Origin of the sequence: Pseudoflavonifractor sp. An187 (assembly GCF_002160275.1) — a bacterium.
Lineage (GTDB): Bacteria > Bacillota > Clostridia > Oscillospirales > Oscillospiraceae > Enterenecus > Enterenecus faecium.
In genome coordinates this window covers 1-15,782 of record NZ_NFKG01000003.1, presented here as the reverse complement: position 1 = coordinate 15,782, position 15,782 = coordinate 1, and the positions used below count along the sequence as shown (strand labels likewise).

15 protein-coding genes are annotated in these 15,782 nt (G+C 42.2%); 12 read left to right on the top strand and 3 right to left on the bottom strand.

Features of this window, described 5'->3' with window-relative positions; all coding sequences use genetic code 11:
* Positions 1 to 17 precede the first annotated feature (17 nt).
* From B5F22_RS02890 to B5F22_RS02840, 12 genes are all read left to right on the top strand, one after another.
* Positions 18 to 3,641 carry a hypothetical protein gene (locus B5F22_RS02890; RefSeq protein ID WP_087390695.1) on the top strand — a complete coding sequence of 1,208 codons (3,624 nt, stop codon included), beginning with the start codon at positions 18 to 20 and terminating at the stop codon, positions 3,639 to 3,641.
* Between the two features lie 11 nt (positions 3,642 to 3,652).
* Entirely contained in the window at positions 3,653 to 4,798 is a 1,146-nt protein-coding gene (locus tag B5F22_RS02885) for an aminotransferase class V-fold PLP-dependent enzyme (RefSeq protein WP_087390692.1), read from the top strand.
* A 12-nt stretch (positions 4,799 to 4,810) separates the two neighbouring features.
* A complete protein-coding gene (locus B5F22_RS02880) occupies positions 4,811 to 7,042 on the top strand; it encodes a DEAD/DEAH box helicase family protein (protein WP_087390689.1) in 2,232 nt (743 codons plus the stop codon).
* Entirely contained in the window at positions 7,023 to 7,193 is a 171-nt protein-coding gene (locus B5F22_RS12420) for a hypothetical protein (protein ID WP_204210509.1), read from the top strand. The genes B5F22_RS02880 and B5F22_RS12420 overlap by 20 nt, the downstream gene beginning before the upstream one ends.
* Positions 7,175 to 9,157 (top strand): AAA family ATPase, encoded by a 1,983-nt coding sequence (locus tag B5F22_RS02875; protein ID WP_087390686.1) that lies wholly within the window; start codon positions 7,175 to 7,177, stop codon positions 9,155 to 9,157. The genes B5F22_RS12420 and B5F22_RS02875 overlap by 19 nt, the downstream gene beginning before the upstream one ends.
* A gap of 12 nt (positions 9,158 to 9,169) precedes the next feature.
* Positions 9,170 to 9,697, top strand: a complete 528-nt coding sequence (locus tag B5F22_RS02870; RefSeq protein WP_087390683.1) for a hypothetical protein — start codon at positions 9,170 to 9,172, stop codon at positions 9,695 to 9,697.
* 31 nt (positions 9,698 to 9,728) lie between these two features.
* The gene (locus tag B5F22_RS02865; RefSeq protein ID WP_087390680.1) at positions 9,729 to 10,841 is read left to right on the top strand and encodes a sigma-70 family RNA polymerase sigma factor; all 1,113 of its coding nucleotides are present in this window, start codon (positions 9,729 to 9,731) and stop codon (positions 10,839 to 10,841) included.
* Positions 10,842 to 10,872: 31 nt separating this feature from the next.
* The gene (locus B5F22_RS02860) at positions 10,873 to 11,913 is read left to right on the top strand and encodes a DUF262 domain-containing protein (RefSeq protein ID WP_087390677.1); all 1,041 of its coding nucleotides are present in this window, start codon (positions 10,873 to 10,875) and stop codon (positions 11,911 to 11,913) included.
* Complete coding sequence (locus B5F22_RS02855; RefSeq protein ID WP_087390674.1) at positions 11,897 to 12,745, top strand: serine/threonine-protein kinase; 849 nt, start codon at positions 11,897 to 11,899, stop codon at positions 12,743 to 12,745. Before B5F22_RS02860 ends, B5F22_RS02855 begins: the two co-directional genes overlap by 17 nt.
* Positions 12,746 to 12,996: 251 nt before the next feature.
* Positions 12,997 to 13,380, top strand: coding sequence for a (deoxy)nucleoside triphosphate pyrophosphohydrolase (locus tag B5F22_RS02850; RefSeq protein WP_087390672.1), 384 nt, complete (start codon positions 12,997 to 12,999; stop codon positions 13,378 to 13,380).
* 40 nt (positions 13,381 to 13,420) lie between these two features.
* Positions 13,421 to 13,954, top strand: a complete 534-nt coding sequence (locus B5F22_RS02845) for a GDSL-type esterase/lipase family protein (RefSeq protein ID WP_087390669.1) — start codon at positions 13,421 to 13,423, stop codon at positions 13,952 to 13,954.
* Positions 13,951 to 14,334 (top strand): rhodanese-like domain-containing protein, encoded by a 384-nt coding sequence (locus B5F22_RS02840; protein ID WP_087233832.1) that lies wholly within the window; start codon positions 13,951 to 13,953, stop codon positions 14,332 to 14,334. Before B5F22_RS02845 ends, B5F22_RS02840 begins: the two co-directional genes overlap by 4 nt.
* A gap of 98 nt (positions 14,335 to 14,432) precedes the next feature.
* Here B5F22_RS02840 and B5F22_RS02835 read toward each other — a convergent pair whose 3' ends face one another.
* The 3 genes from B5F22_RS02835 to B5F22_RS12240 all read right to left on the bottom strand — a co-directional run.
* A complete protein-coding gene (locus B5F22_RS02835; RefSeq protein ID WP_087233835.1) occupies positions 14,433 to 14,933 on the bottom strand; it encodes a hypothetical protein in 501 nt (166 codons plus the stop codon).
* Between the two features lie 48 nt (positions 14,934 to 14,981).
* Complete coding sequence (locus tag B5F22_RS02830) at positions 14,982 to 15,497, bottom strand: GNAT family N-acetyltransferase (protein WP_087390666.1); 516 nt, start codon at positions 15,495 to 15,497, stop codon at positions 14,982 to 14,984.
* A 17-nt stretch (positions 15,498 to 15,514) separates the two neighbouring features.
* Positions 15,515 to 15,782: hypothetical protein (locus B5F22_RS12240; RefSeq protein WP_158096596.1), on the bottom strand; the 268-nt coding region annotated here is incomplete at its 5' end.

Sequence of the window (15,782 nt, the reverse complement as noted above, 5' to 3'; positions counted from 1 at the left end):
ATTAGGAGAAATCAAAAATGAGTAACATGATTTCTGTCGCTTCGGGCTTCCAGTACTCCGTAAATATTGGATATGACCTGAATAATGACGATAAACTCAAAAACTTTATACCGACCCAATCGGCCCTTACTCTTCTCGAAGATATTCTTCTGAGCACTCGGATTGCTTCTGCTGATAGAGCTCGAGTATTAATTGGTGCCTATGGCAAGGGAAAGTCCCATATTATTTTGATGATTCTTTCCATGCTTATGAAAAAGGATCTTTCTCTATTTGAGAAACTGGTGCCTAAGCTTGAAGTGAACAAACTTCTCTATCAGTGCGTTTTGAATTACTATGAAAGCAATCAAAAACTTTTGCCGATAATTATCAATGGAAGTAATACCAGTCTTCCTCAAGCTTTCCTTTTGGCTCTCCAGAGAACATTGGCAGAGAATGAGTTGCTGGATATCATGCCCGAGACTAATTACAAAGCCGCAGTAGCGGTGATCCAGAGATGGAAGTCAGATTTTCCGGCCACCTATGCTCAGCTGGAAAAGGCTATTGATGAACCAATTAAGAAATTTATTGAGGATCTTGAGGATTATAGTATTACTGCATATGAAAAATTTGAACGCATATATCCGACATTGACTGCAGGCAGCGTATTCAGCCCATTCCTTGGATTTGATGTTGTTGAACTGTACGAAAGTGCGGTTCAGGGGTTACGTTCGAAAGGATATACTGGCATTTATGTAGTATACGATGAATTTAGTAAATTCTTAGAAGCGAACATTTCTGAGGCATCTGTCAGTGACACAAAAATGCTTCAAGATTTTGCTGAAAAGTGCAATCGCAGCGGCGAGTATCAGATGCATTTGATGCTGATTTCACATAAGGAAATTGCCAATTATATTGATACTCTACCGAAACAGAAAGTAGATGGCTGGCGAGGCGTATCTGAGCGATTTAAGCACATCCATCTTAATAATAATTTTGCTCAAACTTACGAAATCATTGCCTCTGTTATTCAAAAGGATGCTACCCTTTGGGCAGAATTCTGCCAGCAGCATAAAAAAGAGTTTGATAGTGTAAAGCATCGTTACGCAAACCATGCAATTTTTACAGATGCAACCAAAAAGGATGTAAAACGCATCCTATATACTTGCTATCCCCTCCATCCTGTTTCTACATTTATTCTTCCGAGACTTTCTGAGCGTGTTGCCCAAAATGAAAGAACATTATTTACATTTCTGTCTGCAGCTGGAACATCTACGCTACCGCAATTCCTCGCAGATTATGATGACAAATGCTTTGATGTAATTACCCCGGATGAAATCTATGATTACTTTGAGCCGCTATTTAGAAAAGAGGTTTATACCGGCCAAATTCATCAAACATATTTGCTGACCACAGCTATTCTGTCAAAACTGCAGCAAGGCTCTCTGGAAAGCAAAATTGTGAAAGTTTTATCCCTCATTTATATTCTGGAACAATTTGAGAAGTTGAAACCAACAAAAGACGAAATTGTTGGCATTTTTTCTATCAAATATACTGTTGGAGAGATTGAGGGAGCGATTGCGAATTTAATAGAAAAAGAATATGTTATTTATTTAAAGCGCAGCAATGACTATTTACGTCTGAAGCAAACCTCGGGCGTTGATATTGGTCAGAAGATCCGTGACACTGTTGCCGCTCTATCTGGTAAAGTTTCAACCAAGAAAACTTTGAATTCCTCAAACTTTGACAATTATCTTTACCCCTCTCGATATAACGACGAAAGAGAGATGACTCGCTATTTTGCTTTTGAGTTTATCGAAGAGGAAGAAGTTCGTTTAGATGTAGACTGGACAACAAAGAGTGAAATAATCGACGCTGACGGGGTCGTGTATGGGATTATTCCTAAGAGCGATGAGGCCATTAACCGTTTACATGAAGTACTTGTTGAGTCCAGTGTTGGACACCCACGTTTTATTTTCATTCTGCCTAAAAAATATAAAGAGATTACGGATATTATCCAAGAATTTAACGCAGTTGCTCTATTGAGAGATCAAGCGTCTGGAGATAAGGTCCTCTTCGATGAATATGAAGTAGTCTATGAGGATCTTCGCGAGGTAATTTCCGACTTCATAGGTACTTATACGCATCCTGAAAACTTTAAATCCAGCTACATCTACATGGGTGAGGAGAAAACAATCACTCGAAAGGCTGCGCTTACAGGTTTGATGTCGGACATTTGCGATAATGTATATTCGCTTACTCCCATTATCAACAACGAAGCGATCAATCGAAATGATATCACTTCTATTGCTAACAATAGTAGAAGTAAAATTATTGCGGGTTTGCTGAGAAATGTGTTAGAACCGAACCTGGGGCTATCTGGATCTGGCCAAGAGGTCTCCATCATGAGAAGCACACTCTTGCGGACAAGTATTCTCGTCACAGATAATGGGTTTATTCGAATTAACCTAAATCCGCAGGATGATTTAATTAGAAATATGATGGAGACGATAGTGGGATTTATCCAGGAAACTAAGGCTTCCGGCAGCATATCTCTTGGAGTGTTGTATCACCGTCTGGTAGCTCCGGAAAATCATATTGGTTTACGAAAAGGTCTTATCCCTATTTATCTTGCTGCAGTGTTTCATGAGTTTAAGCAGGAACTAATTCTGCAAGACAGATTCGGACAAGTTCCTATGACTGCCGATATATTGCTCCAAATAAATGCTAATCCCGAAGGGTTTACTTTGGCATATCTGGACTGGGATCCCGAAAAGGCGGAGTTTACCCAACAACTTGCAGATCTTTTTTCTGATTATGTAATTGACGCTGAAAAACTGGTTAACGCATATGATTATGTTGTGTCAGCAATGAAACGCTGGTATATGGCATTACCTAAATATGCAAAGGAGCTCAAGCGTAGTGTAAAAGGCCAAGAGGTTGATAAGCGCTATTTAGCTATGCTGCGATTGTTAAAGAGCGATGTTGGTGGACATGAATTGTTATTCGACAAACTTCCGACGGCTTTTGACTATACAGACCAGTTTAGCACTGGATTAGCGGAAAATGTCACTGCTGCAAAGAAATACTATGACCAATGCATAGCGCAGCTTAAAAAGGACCTAATTCAAATAGTTAAAGAAATTTTTTCCACATCACAGAATGTTAACAGCCTAAAAGCTGTTTCGCTGACATCCGTAATCAGAGATTGGTGTGAGAGTCTTGATGAAAAAGTTTTTGAGCAGATATTTACCGATGGAACAGAAAAATGCCTCGGTCTGTTCAAAACAGCAACGAACGACGAAGAGACACTCGTTGCTCGTCTTGCAAAAACAGCCACAGATCTCCGCTTAGAGGACTGGGATGGCAGCACATACGAGCGCTTTGTTGCCAATATAAAAAAGTATAAAGCAACTGCAGAAGCATACAAGAGCATGGATACTTCTACGCAAGAAGTAGTAGCGGCAGATGCCTATCAGGTTACATTCATCGGTGAAAACGGCGAAGCTGTTACAAAGAGGTTTTCTCGTATTGATTATAGTAATAGTGGGAGAGGTCAACTCTTGTACAATCAGGTCACAGGTGCTTTGGATTCTATGGGACAATCCATCTCTGAGCAGGAAAAGCGACAAATCCTTATGGATATACTGAAAGAATTGTGTTAGGAGGGAAAAAGATGGCCTACTTCGATAATGCGGCGACAACCTATCCCAAGCCAGAGGTGGTCTATACCAGTATGGATCAGTTTTATAGATTGAATGGTGCCAACGCGGGAAGAGGCCGTTATAACCTCGCACAGGGTGCCAATGCCCTGATTGGTGAAACCAGGGCATTGGTACAAGAACTTCTGCACTGCCCTGCAAAACAAGTGGTCTTTACTCCTACTGCAACGATAGCGCTGAACATTATTATTCAGGGACTGATTCGTAATGGAGTCCAGACAATCTATATAAGCCCATTTGAACATAATGCAGTAACTCGGACTCTGCATTATTTCCAAAAAGATGGTACTATTACCGTTCACCAGCTGGCTGTTTCGCGTGATTTTAAATATGACCTGGACAGAACAAAATATCAATTTGAATCAGAACGTCCAGATTTAGTAATTGTAAGTCATGCGAGCAATGTATTTGGATTGATTGCGCCCGTAACAGAAATTTGTTCATTGGCTAAAAACTTTGGCGCTGTCACTGTCATAGATATGGCACAGACTGCGGGTCTTGTGGACTGTAATCTCAGCCTCAACATATTTGATTTTGCTGTTTTTGCAGGACACAAAACCCTGTATGGGCCTACAGGAATTTCGGGGTTTGTTATGGACCCTTCTATTGACTTGCCTCCAGTTCTATTTGGTGGCACGGGATTTGAGTCTGCTAACCAGAATATGCCCTTAAGCGTACCAGAAAGATATGAAATGGGAACAATGAATATCTCAGGCATTGCTGGCTTAAACGCGGCAATAAAATGGGGGCTGGGGTGCGGCATTGAAGAAATCTGGGAAAAAGAGCAGGAACACCGAAAGAAATTGATTGCGCTGTTACAAGAATATTGGTTTATTAAAATTATCGGCAATTATCCCGACAGCAATTATGTGGGAATCGTTTCTTGTTTGATTGAAGGCATTAGTAGTGATAGTGCGGGAGATATTTTTGACCGTTGTGGCGTTGCTGTTAGAACGGGACTGCAATGTGCGCCACTGGCACATCAATTTGCTGGAACGCATCCAGCTGGAACGATTCGGTTTAGTGTAGGCTACTTCACCTCAGAAGAAGATTTTGAGGAACTCCGGCAAGCTCTCGATTACATTGAAGAAAATCTGTGAGGAGCGCAAAATATGAGCTTTCAGGATCATACCGTAAAAACCGAATATCGCTCTTTGATTGACAATGTGGTGCAGAAATTTTATGTCCCACTACTCAAAGAAGCTGTGTCATATAAGAGGGCTGTAGGCTTTTTTTCATCGTCTTCTCTCATTGAAATTTCTAAAGGTATCGCTGATCTTGCTTGCCGGGGCGGTAGGATCCAGATTGTTGCTTCACCTTATCTGTCCGATGATGATATTGAAGCAATTAAAAAAGGATATGCAGATCGCGATGAAATTATTGAAGCTGCTTTGTTAGGGCAGCTGTCAGATGAACAGACCGACTATTATTCCATGGAGCGGCTAAACCTCTTGGCAAATCTTATTGCAACCGGCATTTTAGATATAAAAATTGCTTATACAGAGGACGTAAGAGGAATCGGAATGTACCATGAAAAAATGGGAATTATTGAGGATGCGGAAGGGAATAAAGTTGCGTTTTCTGGTTCAATGAACGAATCTTCTACTGCCATGTCCCTGAATTATGAAACTATTGATGTATTTCGTAGTTGGCAAGATAAAAGCGAAGCAGAACGTGTTCAATTAAAGGAAAATGCTTTTTGTTCGATCTGGAATGACTGTGAGCCAAGTATTCGAGTTCTGGAATTTCCTCAAATAACGAATGCCTTAATAGAGAAATACAGAAAGAAGGCACCTAATTTCAACATTGATCAAGAACAGTTTCCTCCCCGAAAAGAAAAAATGCAATTTACGGCTACTTCTGCAACAAATCATGATGTGGTTGGTGCTAGGATACCACCAGATATAACCCTACATGATTACCAAAAGCAAGCAATTTCTGCATGGGTAGGAGAAAATTATCGCGGCATTTTTGATATGGCAACGGGTACCGGAAAAACATTTACAGGTTTGGGAGCTGTTTCGAAAATATCTGAAGACTTAAACGATGAACTCGCAGTCATTATTGTTTGTCCCTATCAACATCTGGTTGAGCAATGGGTAGATGATATCGTAAAGTTCAACATTCAGCCTATTATTGGCTACAGTAGCTCATCTCAAAAAGATTGGAAAAAGAGATTATCTAAGGCGGTCCGGGATCAAAAGTTACGAAGCGAAAAGAGTTTCTTTTGCTTTATTTGCACCAACGCAACATTTGCAAGCACTTTTGTCCAGGAGCAGATTGGAAAAATAAAGAGCCAGACCCTTCTCGTAGTGGACGAAGCGCATAACTTTGGTGCGAGAAGCTACGCAAGGCTATTAGATGAACGCTTCACTTATCGGCTTGCACTGTCTGCTACATTGGAACGACATCGTGATGAGGAAGGCACAGCCATTCTTTATAGTTTCTTCGGGAAGAAGTGTATTGAGTATAGTCTTGAGCGAGCAATCGAGGAAGAGAAACTTACGCCTTACAAGTACCATCCTATCCTTGTTTACTTAAATGATGAGGAACTCGAAAAATATGAGCAACTTTCTTACGAAATATCCCGCCATGTAATCAAAGGAAAATCTGGAAAGGTTAAGTTGGATAGCTATGGTGAGATACTCGCTATTCAGCGTTCTCGTATTGTTGCAGCTGCGGCTCTAAAGCTTGCTCGGCTTAAGGAAGTTATTACACCATATAAGGAGGAGCATTTCCTGTTGGTATACTGTGGAGCCACAAATGTTTTAGCACCAAATGCTGATAATTCGGATGTGGATGAAGGAGATATCAAACAGATTGAAGCTGTCACAAGAATGCTTGGCAATGAGCTTAAAATGAAAGTATCTAAGTTTACGGCTGAGGAAAATATTGAAGAGCGTAACGCTATAAAGCAGCACTTTAAAGATGGTGATGATTTGCAGGCTATTGTTGCCATCAAATGTTTGGATGAAGGTGTAAATATTCCAGGCATTCGTACTGCTTTTATTTTGGCAAGTAGTACCAACCCTAAAGAGTATATCCAAAGGCGTGGCCGCGTGTTAAGAAAGTCTCCTGAAACAGGCAAGGAGTTCGCGGAAATTTATGATTTTATAACATTGCCTCGGCCCTTGGATGAAGTGTCCGGTTTGACAGAAGACCAAATGCGAAGAGATCTGTCCCTCGTTAAGAACGAGTTGACGAGAGTATCGGAGTTCGGACGGTTGTCTATGAACTCTATGGAAGCCTCTAAATTGATTTGGGAAATCTGTGATTGTTATGGATTGCCCTACGATTTGAATGATAACAAAAAGGAGGATCCATATGGAGACATCGAAATTTGACCTTGATCAGAAGGCAATCGATCGTCTGAAACGGAAGATCGTTATTGCCGAAAACACAAATTTGCGCACCAAAAACAAGACGGATGCTCAAATGATTCGTGATATCAAGAAGTGGATAGAGGAGGAAGTTCAATGCTGCTCCAATCAATAGAATTGCAGAACTTTCGACAGTTCATCAATGAAAAGATAGATTTCTCCACTGATCCTGAACGAAATGTTACTCTCATTATTGGCGAAAACGGCACAGGTAAAACCACATTTGCGCAGGCATTTTTTTGGTGTCTCTATGGAGAAACCGATTTTACTGACAAGATTATGCTCAACAGAGTCCTTGCTGAGCAGATGACACCAGATCAGAAAATTACTGTCAAAGTTGTTCTCAGGCTCATTCACGGCAGTGCAACTTATGAGATCGTTCGAACACAAGAATATAAGAAATCCTACAGTAACAAAGTGACAGGCGCAAATACAGTGTTAAACATAGCGGTCAAATCCGCTGATGGAAATACCCGCTACTTGAAGCAGCTTGAATGCGAAGCAGAAATCAAAAAAATTCTTCCTAAGGAGCTTTCAAATTACTTTTTCTTTGACGGCGAACGCATTGAAAAAATGAGTAAGGAGGTTGCCAGCGGAAGAAAGAGCAGCGGTTTTTCAAACGCTGTTGTGGGACTGACCGGCTTAAAGGCTACATTGGCTGCATTGGGACATATTGCACCTACCAGAACAAATTCAGTCATGGGAAAGTTCAACGAGGCCTATACTGGTGATAGCAGTGGCAAAATTCAGCAACTTTCGAAGCGAATCGATGAACTTCAGAGAGAGCTTGAACAAATTACCAAGCGCTTGGTTGAAATCGACGATGAGATTGATGCGGCATCATCTGCAAAAGCCAAGTTTGAACAGGATATCAAACAATATTCCGATGGTGAAAAGCTGCAAAATGAAAGAGATCACTTGACAGCAGAATTACAAAAGCTCAAAAAATTGAGAGCACAATTCATCAAAGAAAGCTGCAAGAAGTTCAATGATGGAATAACTCCGTTTCTCTCGCTTTCACTCGTACATAGAGCCCTGGAAGTCCTTTCTCACAGTGATTTTAGCGGGAAAGATATCCCAGAAATGCATTCTAAGACCATCGAGTTTTTGCTGAAGCGCGGCACATGCATTTGCGGGACTCATCTTGACCCCGGCACCATCCCTTACAACAAGGTCATGGAGCTGATGGATTATCTGCCTCCGCAGTCTATTGGCGTAACGGTTGGTCAATTTGTAAAGGACTCTCGTTCTAAATACAGCAGAGAAGTTTGTTTATACCAAGATATTGCTGAACAGGTCAGTCTGATTAGCCAGCAAGAAGAATCCATTGCAGACCTTGAAGAACAACTGGCTATCATTAGTGAAAAACTTGATGGCGATGATGTTCGGGAACAGGTCAAGAAGCTGAATACACAGATACGGGCTTGTGCAGATACCATTTCTAAGCGCAGAGCTGAACAGCAGCAATTGCTCCGTAAGCAAGGTGCTTTTGAAGAGGAAAAGAAGCAGAAAGAGAATAGTCGCTCCGAACTATCTCTCCTTGACAAAAACAACCAGATGATTGAGTTGTACAAGGCCTATACTCAGAGAATTTTTGATGAATTGAATGCAGAGTACAAGCAAAAGGAAGCGCAAATCAGAGCGAAGCTGCAGATGTATATCAATGAGATATTTAAGTCTATTTATGATGGAGGCTTGTCTCTTACGATTGATGAGCATTACAATATTTCCGTCTATGTGACTGACTTTGGCGGTGGAGTTGAGACGTCTACGGCCCAGAGCATTTCTGTTATTTTTGCGTTTATCTCCGCTATTATCAAAATGGCAAGAGAAAATCAGCTTGAGAATGGTGACGAAGCATACTCCGAGCCGTATCCTCTCGTCATGGATGCTCCGCTGTCTGCTTTTGATAAGCGTAGAATTAAGGCAATTTGCGCTGCAATTCCAGAAACAGCGGAACAAGTTATCATTTTCATTAAAGACACAGATGGTGAGCTGGCAGAAGAGCACCTTGGCACAAAAGTAATGACCCGTCATTACTTTGAAAAAAATGATGAGTTTCATACTCGTCTGCTATAAGGGGGTGTCATTATGTTTGATAAACAGTATCGTTTTACAGGAAGCCATGCAGAAAAGGTTAGTGCATTGACATCTATTTTTGACGAGGTTGCAAAGGCAAAAATCTTTGAGCGAAATCTGGATGTATACATGAATGCACCCTTGATTGGATTTCTTTTCAAACGGAAGGGCACTAAAAACTCCGATGGTGCTATAGCGGACCAGAATATCTTCCCAGAGCAGCTTATAAACAACTCTGAGCAATTGAAGTACATCTTTCGTCTTATACTCATTTTGGATACCCAGCACGAGCCTGATGAGGAAGCACGGTTAGATAAGGCTTTCCGTCGTTTTGGAGCAGATGAGGCTGATCTTCAATTGTTTGATTCCTATGTACTTGGTGGCATTGATGTTTTGTACGAAAAACTCGTTGGCGGTTCAACAGATCCCGCCGAATACATTAACCGTATGTATGATTTTGTAGAAGAGTTCAATGAAAGATTTAATGAAGGCATTACCAGTAAAGATATTCTGGACCTGTGTCGTGCTAATACAGAATAAGATATAGACTCCGAAGAAAGAGGTGTCTGGAATGTCTAAAGTTGCAGACTGTCAAAAGCTACTGATTGCTGAGTCTGAGAAAAAAGGTTTCTTGACTTTTGACGATATCATGGATATGTCGGACACCTACTCCCTGTCTGTATCTGAAGTTGATCAACTAAGCGAAGCACTTGAAATTCGCGGAATTATAATCTATGAAACTGCACCTATTGGAAAAGATGTAGACCATTTTGAGGACTACAGCAGAATAGATTATGAGGCCATTTTCAAGGAAATTATCTCGTTATCGCCAGATCTTGAATATGTGGTTGAACTTATCAGGCAATTGCCTCCGCCACAGTACGGCGAGATCTCTGCTCTTACTATGCAGACTGCTGCAGGAAATGCATATGCCAGAGAACGCCTGATACTCATCCACTTGCGAGTTGCGTTGAAGATTGCGCTTTCAATGGCAAAATCACACCAATATGATATTATAGATGCGGTATCTGCCGGATTTGTGGGATTGGTCATTGCGGTCGATAGATTTGACCCGGATGGATTTTCGGCTTTTCAGTCATATGCATCTTTGTGGATACAGCAGAATATTAACAGAGAATGCACGCCTATCTGGATGGAGTATTACTTTCCTGCTCACTATAAAGAAAAAATGCTTCCGGCTTACGAACGCTACCTTAACCACTGGTGTGGTGATTGCATGCCCGGTAGAATTTGCGAAACCCTTGTTTCTGAAATCGCAGATAGCTTAGAGATATCTTTTGGGGAAGCAAATGAGTACATCGCTGCAGCAATCAAGCAAGCCGAGAATCATCTGTACCTTTCTGATTACTTTGAAGAAAGTGACTGCGAAGAGCCGCTGCCTTGGCCACAGGAGCTTATACAGGCCGATGATTTATTGTTTGAAAAAGTTTCCGCATCATTGGCCAGAAACGCTCTCTTAAATGCGCTGGGTTCGTTAAATCCTCGAGAAGCTGATGTTATACGTCTCAGAACAGGCTTTGACGATAATAGACCTCTTACGCTTGAAGATGTAGGTGCGATATATGGAGTTACACGAGAGCGAATACGACAGATTGAAGCAAAAGCACTTAGGAAACTTAGACACCCCAGCAAAGCCAAGAAATTGAAGGATTTTTGGAGTTGAAACATTTTCTCACAATGAAAGGGATGAAATTATGCAATGGGAATCATACTCGCATCCAATATCTGATGTACGCGACTGGAATGATAGCTGCCGTTTAGAGTTAAGACCAGATTTCCAACGCAATGAGGTCTGGAGTAAAGCGGCACAAATCATGCTCATTGATACCATCATTAAGGGAATTCCTATACCGAAAGTGTATATCAAATCGATTATCCGGGATGGAAATACTTATCGCGTTGTTATTGACGGTCAACAGCGATTGACGGCTATTCTTAAGTTTGTGAAAAATAAGCTTGCGCTAAAAAAACCGTATATAGGTGAATACCAGGATAAGAAGTTCTCAGATCTTCCGCCGGAGGTACAAAATCAGATTCTGCGATACAAGATCGATATTAATGAAATTTTCAATCCCACTGACGAAGAGATTCGAGATTTGTATTCTCGAGTGAATAAGTACACTGTGCAGCTGAATAAGCAAGAGCTCCGCCGTGCCGATTTTCCTGGAGACTTTATACACCTTGCAGAAGAGTTATCTGAAAACAAGTTCTTCGAAGGTGCAAAAATCTTCTCAGTAAAACAGCGCAGAAGAATGCTTGATGTAGAGTATGTAGAGGAACTACTTACAATTATTCTCAAAGGGATTCAAGATAAGAAAGATTATTTGGATGCGGTATGCGAGGAGTATATGCAGCTTGATAATCAAGCAGACATCGTTGATATTTTTACGGGAATTATTGACGATATTGCACTTATCTTTGACGCAGAAAAATTCCCTATGAAAGATACACGGTTTAAGCAAAAGTCAGACTTCTATTCTCTGTTTGCTTGCATATTTGAATTGCGCAAAGATGCTGTTTTAAACTGCAAAAATTTGGAGAGCACCAGAGAGATTCTGCGCGAAATGTGTGATAATATTGGTCCTCAAAGTGACGATGATTTGTATCGAGAATATGCTACTCGGTGCCTGAGTGATGCAAATTCCCTCTCTAATAGACAATGGAGAGTGGACTTTTTGAAGGAGCGGTTGTCGCCTGCATATGGAAAGAAGGCAGAATATGACGATATATCTTAAAAATCTGTTCTTCGATATAGACGACGAAATTATCTCTTTTTCTGGCAAGAGTTATGAATTGCAGGACCGAATTGGTTCTGGTGGAAATGGAGCCGTGTACGAATGCATTGATTCAAGTGGTTCGATTTATGCCGTTAAATTTCTTCTCCAGCTTTCCCACAAAAGCCAAAAACGATTTGATCAGGAAGTCTCTTTGATGGAGCGCATTAACCATCCGCATATCATTCGTTATGTTGATAAGGGAAAGGTTGATGCGGTTAACAGGAAAGGACAAGAAGTGGAACTTCCGTTTGTTGTTATGGAGCGCGCTGATAGAAATCTTGTCGACTACCTGCGGGGTGTTGAGTCAGTACCCTATGAGATATATGCTGCGCAATTCCGCGGCCTATGTGAAGCATTAGCAGAGATTCATAAGGTCGCAATCCATAGAGACATCAAGCCAGAGAATGTACTTATCAAAGGCGAAACATGGGTAATCAGTGATTTTGGATTGTGTACATTCCTTGATCCCGAGGAACACAGAGAAATAACAAAACCGAATGAAAAGGTTGGCCCCGCCTTTTGGATGAGTCCAGAGGCTGTTGATTGCAGCTATTTTCAGAGTGACCTGGTCGGCACATATTCAGATGTGTTTCAATTGTGCGCAGTGTTCGTCTTTGTGCTAACCAAAAGGTTTCCTGGTGGAATAATTCACGAATTAAACGATTTGAATACGACTCCTGAAATAAGAGAAGTGTTAATACGATCGCTATCAAATGACTATTCACAAAGACCGGTAGACGGAAGTGACTTAGCCGTTCAATACAATAATGCCACATATGCAAGGGCATAGCCGGGTACGCTCATACGGTCAAAATATAATAAGGATGACTTGCCTACTGGACAGCGGTACATCCATCATCGGAAGCGTGGAAGCAATGTGCTGAAGAAGTTCAAGGCGGATCGGATCACAGGCGGTGTAGCGGCCTATACCTTCCTGAGAATATCAACTATGGAAGCATGACGGGAGCAGATCACCTGGAGGCTTGATTGACCGATTTCGGCGAAGTTTTGGAGAAGACAAATAAATTGGTGGTTGGATAAATGACTGAAGTAGTAGCGGCCCTGATTTGGGATCAGGACAAGTTTATGATTTGCCAGCGCCCGGCCAACAAGGCAAGAGGACTCCTGTGGGAGTTTGTAGGTGGAAAGGTGGAGCCAGGGGAGACCAAAGAACAGGCACTCATTCGTGAATGCCAGGAGGAGTTGGCTATCACTCTAGATGTGGGGGAGATATTTATGGACGTGATCCATGAATACCCGGATTTGACAGTTCACCTGACCTTGTTCCATGCCACCATCCAGGAGGGAGTGCCACAGAAGCTGGAGCACAACGACATTCGCTGGATCACGGTGAATGAGATTGACCAGTATGAGTTTTGTCCTGCGGATGTGGAGATTCTGGAGAGACTAAAAACAGCCAGGTGATGCAAGTGCATTTGCTACCAGGGGAAAGGATCAGCACAATATGAATATCATCTGCTTCGGCGATTCCAACACCTACGGCTACGACCCCCGAGGCTATCTCAGCGGGCGCTATGACGCGGACAGCCGGTGGGTGGACATCCTGGCTGCGGAAACTGGCTGGACTGTCTGCAATATGGGGCAAAACGGGCGGGAGATCCCTTCTTCTGCTCCACAATTTCCTACTGACACTGATCTGCTGATTGTCATGCTTGGCACCAACGATCTGCTCCAGGGGAAAAGATCGGAACAGGCCGCCAAGAAGCTGGAGAGGTTTCTCTCCGGCATCCGTCTGGAGAAAAGCAAGATACTCCTCATTGCACCACCGCCAATGACCTTGGGTGAGTGGGTATCCAGCCAGCAGCTCATTGGCGATTCCCACACTTTTGCCCGGCTCTGTCAGGCCCTGGCAGAGCAGCTTGGCATCTGCTTTGCCGATGCCGGAAGGTGGGACATCTCCCTGGCCTACGACGGCGTACACTTTACGGAGCAGGGGCACAAAGCCTTTGCTGCCGGACTTCTGGAGGAACTCAAATGAAACGAATTGCAATTTTACTCTCCTCTCTACTTTTGCTGTTGACCGGATGTGGTGGGAATGCCACAGACGGCTCCTATGAGCAGATCACCCAGGAAGCTGCCAAAGAGATGATGGACACCCAGGAAGTGATTGTCCTGGACGTGCGGGAACAGAGTGAGTACGACAGCGGCCACATTCCTGGAGCTGTCCTGCTGCCGGTGGGAAGCATAGATGAGAAAACTGCCGCCGCCGTGATTCCTGAAAAGGATTCTACGGTGCTGGTCTACTGCCGCAGTGGAAACCGCAGCAAGACCGCATCCTCCACGCTGGCCGGACTGGGCTACACCAATATCTATGAGTTTGGCGGCATTAACACCTGGCCCTATGAGATAGAGCCATAACTGCAACGAAAGCCCGCAAGCAACACAAAATTTATATCGCCTAAACATAGAGGGGCCTGTTGCAAAATTCAGTTTTGCAACAGGCCTATACTTAGTGATTATGGTTTCGGTGCTGCAAGAAGCTCACATACAAAGGCTACAGAAGAAGTTACTCCTGAAAATAAGTTGAATTGGACAATTGCATCATAAATCGAGTCTGGATATGCTGACTGAAATGCAATCATGCAAAGGCGTTGAATATCATCAATAGACGAAGTGGAACATCCTGAAGTTTCAAAATCAGACAAAAAAACTGACACTAATTCCTGGAAAAATTTTGCGCCGCCTATTGTTTCAAAAGTATTGCCCATCATTTCTTTTAGGCTTGAAATATTGGCTTGGAGTACATCGTTTTTAAGCAAATGCCTTTCGAGTTCATTGGCAGTGGAGTAATAAAACAACGTCCAAAGGCAAATATCTTGAAAGGGACCAGAGGAGAGGTTGGATTCTTTTTGTATCTCATCGATCTTCATCCAAAAGAAAGAAGAAATAGTTTCGGCAATTTTATCCCGCCTCGGTATTTCTTGCTGATGATTTCTCTTTTTGAAAAATATAAACATATCCATTCACATCCTTATGAGGGAAATATTAATTGAGATCGATTTGAATTACAGTACAATTTCGTATTTATAATCTTTCATGATTTTATCTGTTCCCTTTTTCTTATATGTACTCTCGCTGACAATTTTTCCGCCACATTTCTGGGCAACACGATTGGAAGCGGCATTTTCCTGAGCCACATAAATGGTTACTTTCTCGGCTCCTTGACGACGAGCATAATCTATCATTCCCTGAGCGATTTCAGTTGCGTAGCCTTGACACCAAAAATTCTTATGTACGCAATAGGCAATGTCATATACTTTCTTGTCATCACTTATTATGAAACTGCATGTCCCTACCCGTTCTAAGGAATCCTTAAAAACAGGAATCAGGTAACAGCAGTCCCCATCCTCACCTAGGCCTTCTAACATTTTCAAATATTCATCATCTATTTCTTCTTTTGCCTCATCTGGCAAATACTGTCCCATCTCTGGATGATTCCAGATACCATATGCCCACAAGGCATCTTCCTTTGTAAATCCTCTTAATACAAGCCTTGAAGTTTCAATATCATTTATCTTCATAATGTCCTCCGTCAAATTCAGCTTTTCACCGTTGCATCTTTCATCAAGGCATTCGCTTCACCAGCTGCGGTATCTTCGTCTGGGGTGCGCTTGCAGTCATGGACAGCATGAGCGAAAGCGGTCATAGCCTGTTTTTGTACGCTTGTATTGTAACACACCGATTCCAAGCTGTCATGCGTAACCGTAAAATCTCCCGGCGTATAAAAAGGCCGCCATCTCAGCGCAGAGGCAATGAGATGGCGGTCGGCATTTTCATTATGGTTTTGGAATTTTACATTTCTGAGG

Excerpts from the sequence above, each read along its gene's own strand:
- B5F22_RS02840 (WP_087233832.1), top strand. The coding sequence starts at position 13,951 with ATGAAACGAATTGCAATTTTACTCTCCTCTCTACTTTTGCTGTTGACC.
- B5F22_RS02865 (WP_087390680.1), top strand. The coding sequence starts at position 9,729 with ATGTCTAAAGTTGCAGACTGTCAAAAGCTACTGATTGCTGAGTCTGAG.
- B5F22_RS02850 (WP_087390672.1), top strand. The coding sequence starts at position 12,997 with ATGACTGAAGTAGTAGCGGCCCTGATTTGGGATCAGGACAAGTTTATG.
- B5F22_RS02845 (WP_087390669.1), top strand. The coding sequence starts at position 13,421 with ATGAATATCATCTGCTTCGGCGATTCCAACACCTACGGCTACGACCCC.
- B5F22_RS02890 (WP_087390695.1), top strand. The coding sequence starts at position 18 with ATGAGTAACATGATTTCTGTCGCTTCGGGCTTCCAGTACTCCGTAAAT.
- B5F22_RS02835 (WP_087233835.1), bottom strand. The coding sequence starts at position 14,933 with ATGTTTATATTTTTCAAAAAGAGAAATCATCAGCAAGAAATACCGAGG.
- B5F22_RS02860 (WP_087390677.1), top strand. The coding sequence starts at position 10,873 with ATGCAATGGGAATCATACTCGCATCCAATATCTGATGTACGCGACTGG.
- B5F22_RS02880 (WP_087390689.1), top strand. The coding sequence starts at position 4,811 with ATGAGCTTTCAGGATCATACCGTAAAAACCGAATATCGCTCTTTGATT.
- B5F22_RS02870 (WP_087390683.1), top strand. The coding sequence starts at position 9,170 with ATGTTTGATAAACAGTATCGTTTTACAGGAAGCCATGCAGAAAAGGTT.
- B5F22_RS02885 (WP_087390692.1), top strand. The coding sequence starts at position 3,653 with ATGGCCTACTTCGATAATGCGGCGACAACCTATCCCAAGCCAGAGGTG.
- B5F22_RS02855 (WP_087390674.1), top strand. The coding sequence starts at position 11,897 with ATGACGATATATCTTAAAAATCTGTTCTTCGATATAGACGACGAAATT.
- B5F22_RS12420 (WP_204210509.1), top strand. The coding sequence starts at position 7,023 with ATGGAGACATCGAAATTTGACCTTGATCAGAAGGCAATCGATCGTCTG.
- B5F22_RS02875 (WP_087390686.1), top strand. The coding sequence starts at position 7,175 with ATGCTGCTCCAATCAATAGAATTGCAGAACTTTCGACAGTTCATCAAT.
- B5F22_RS02830 (WP_087390666.1), bottom strand. The coding sequence starts at position 15,497 with ATGAAGATAAATGATATTGAAACTTCAAGGCTTGTATTAAGAGGATTT.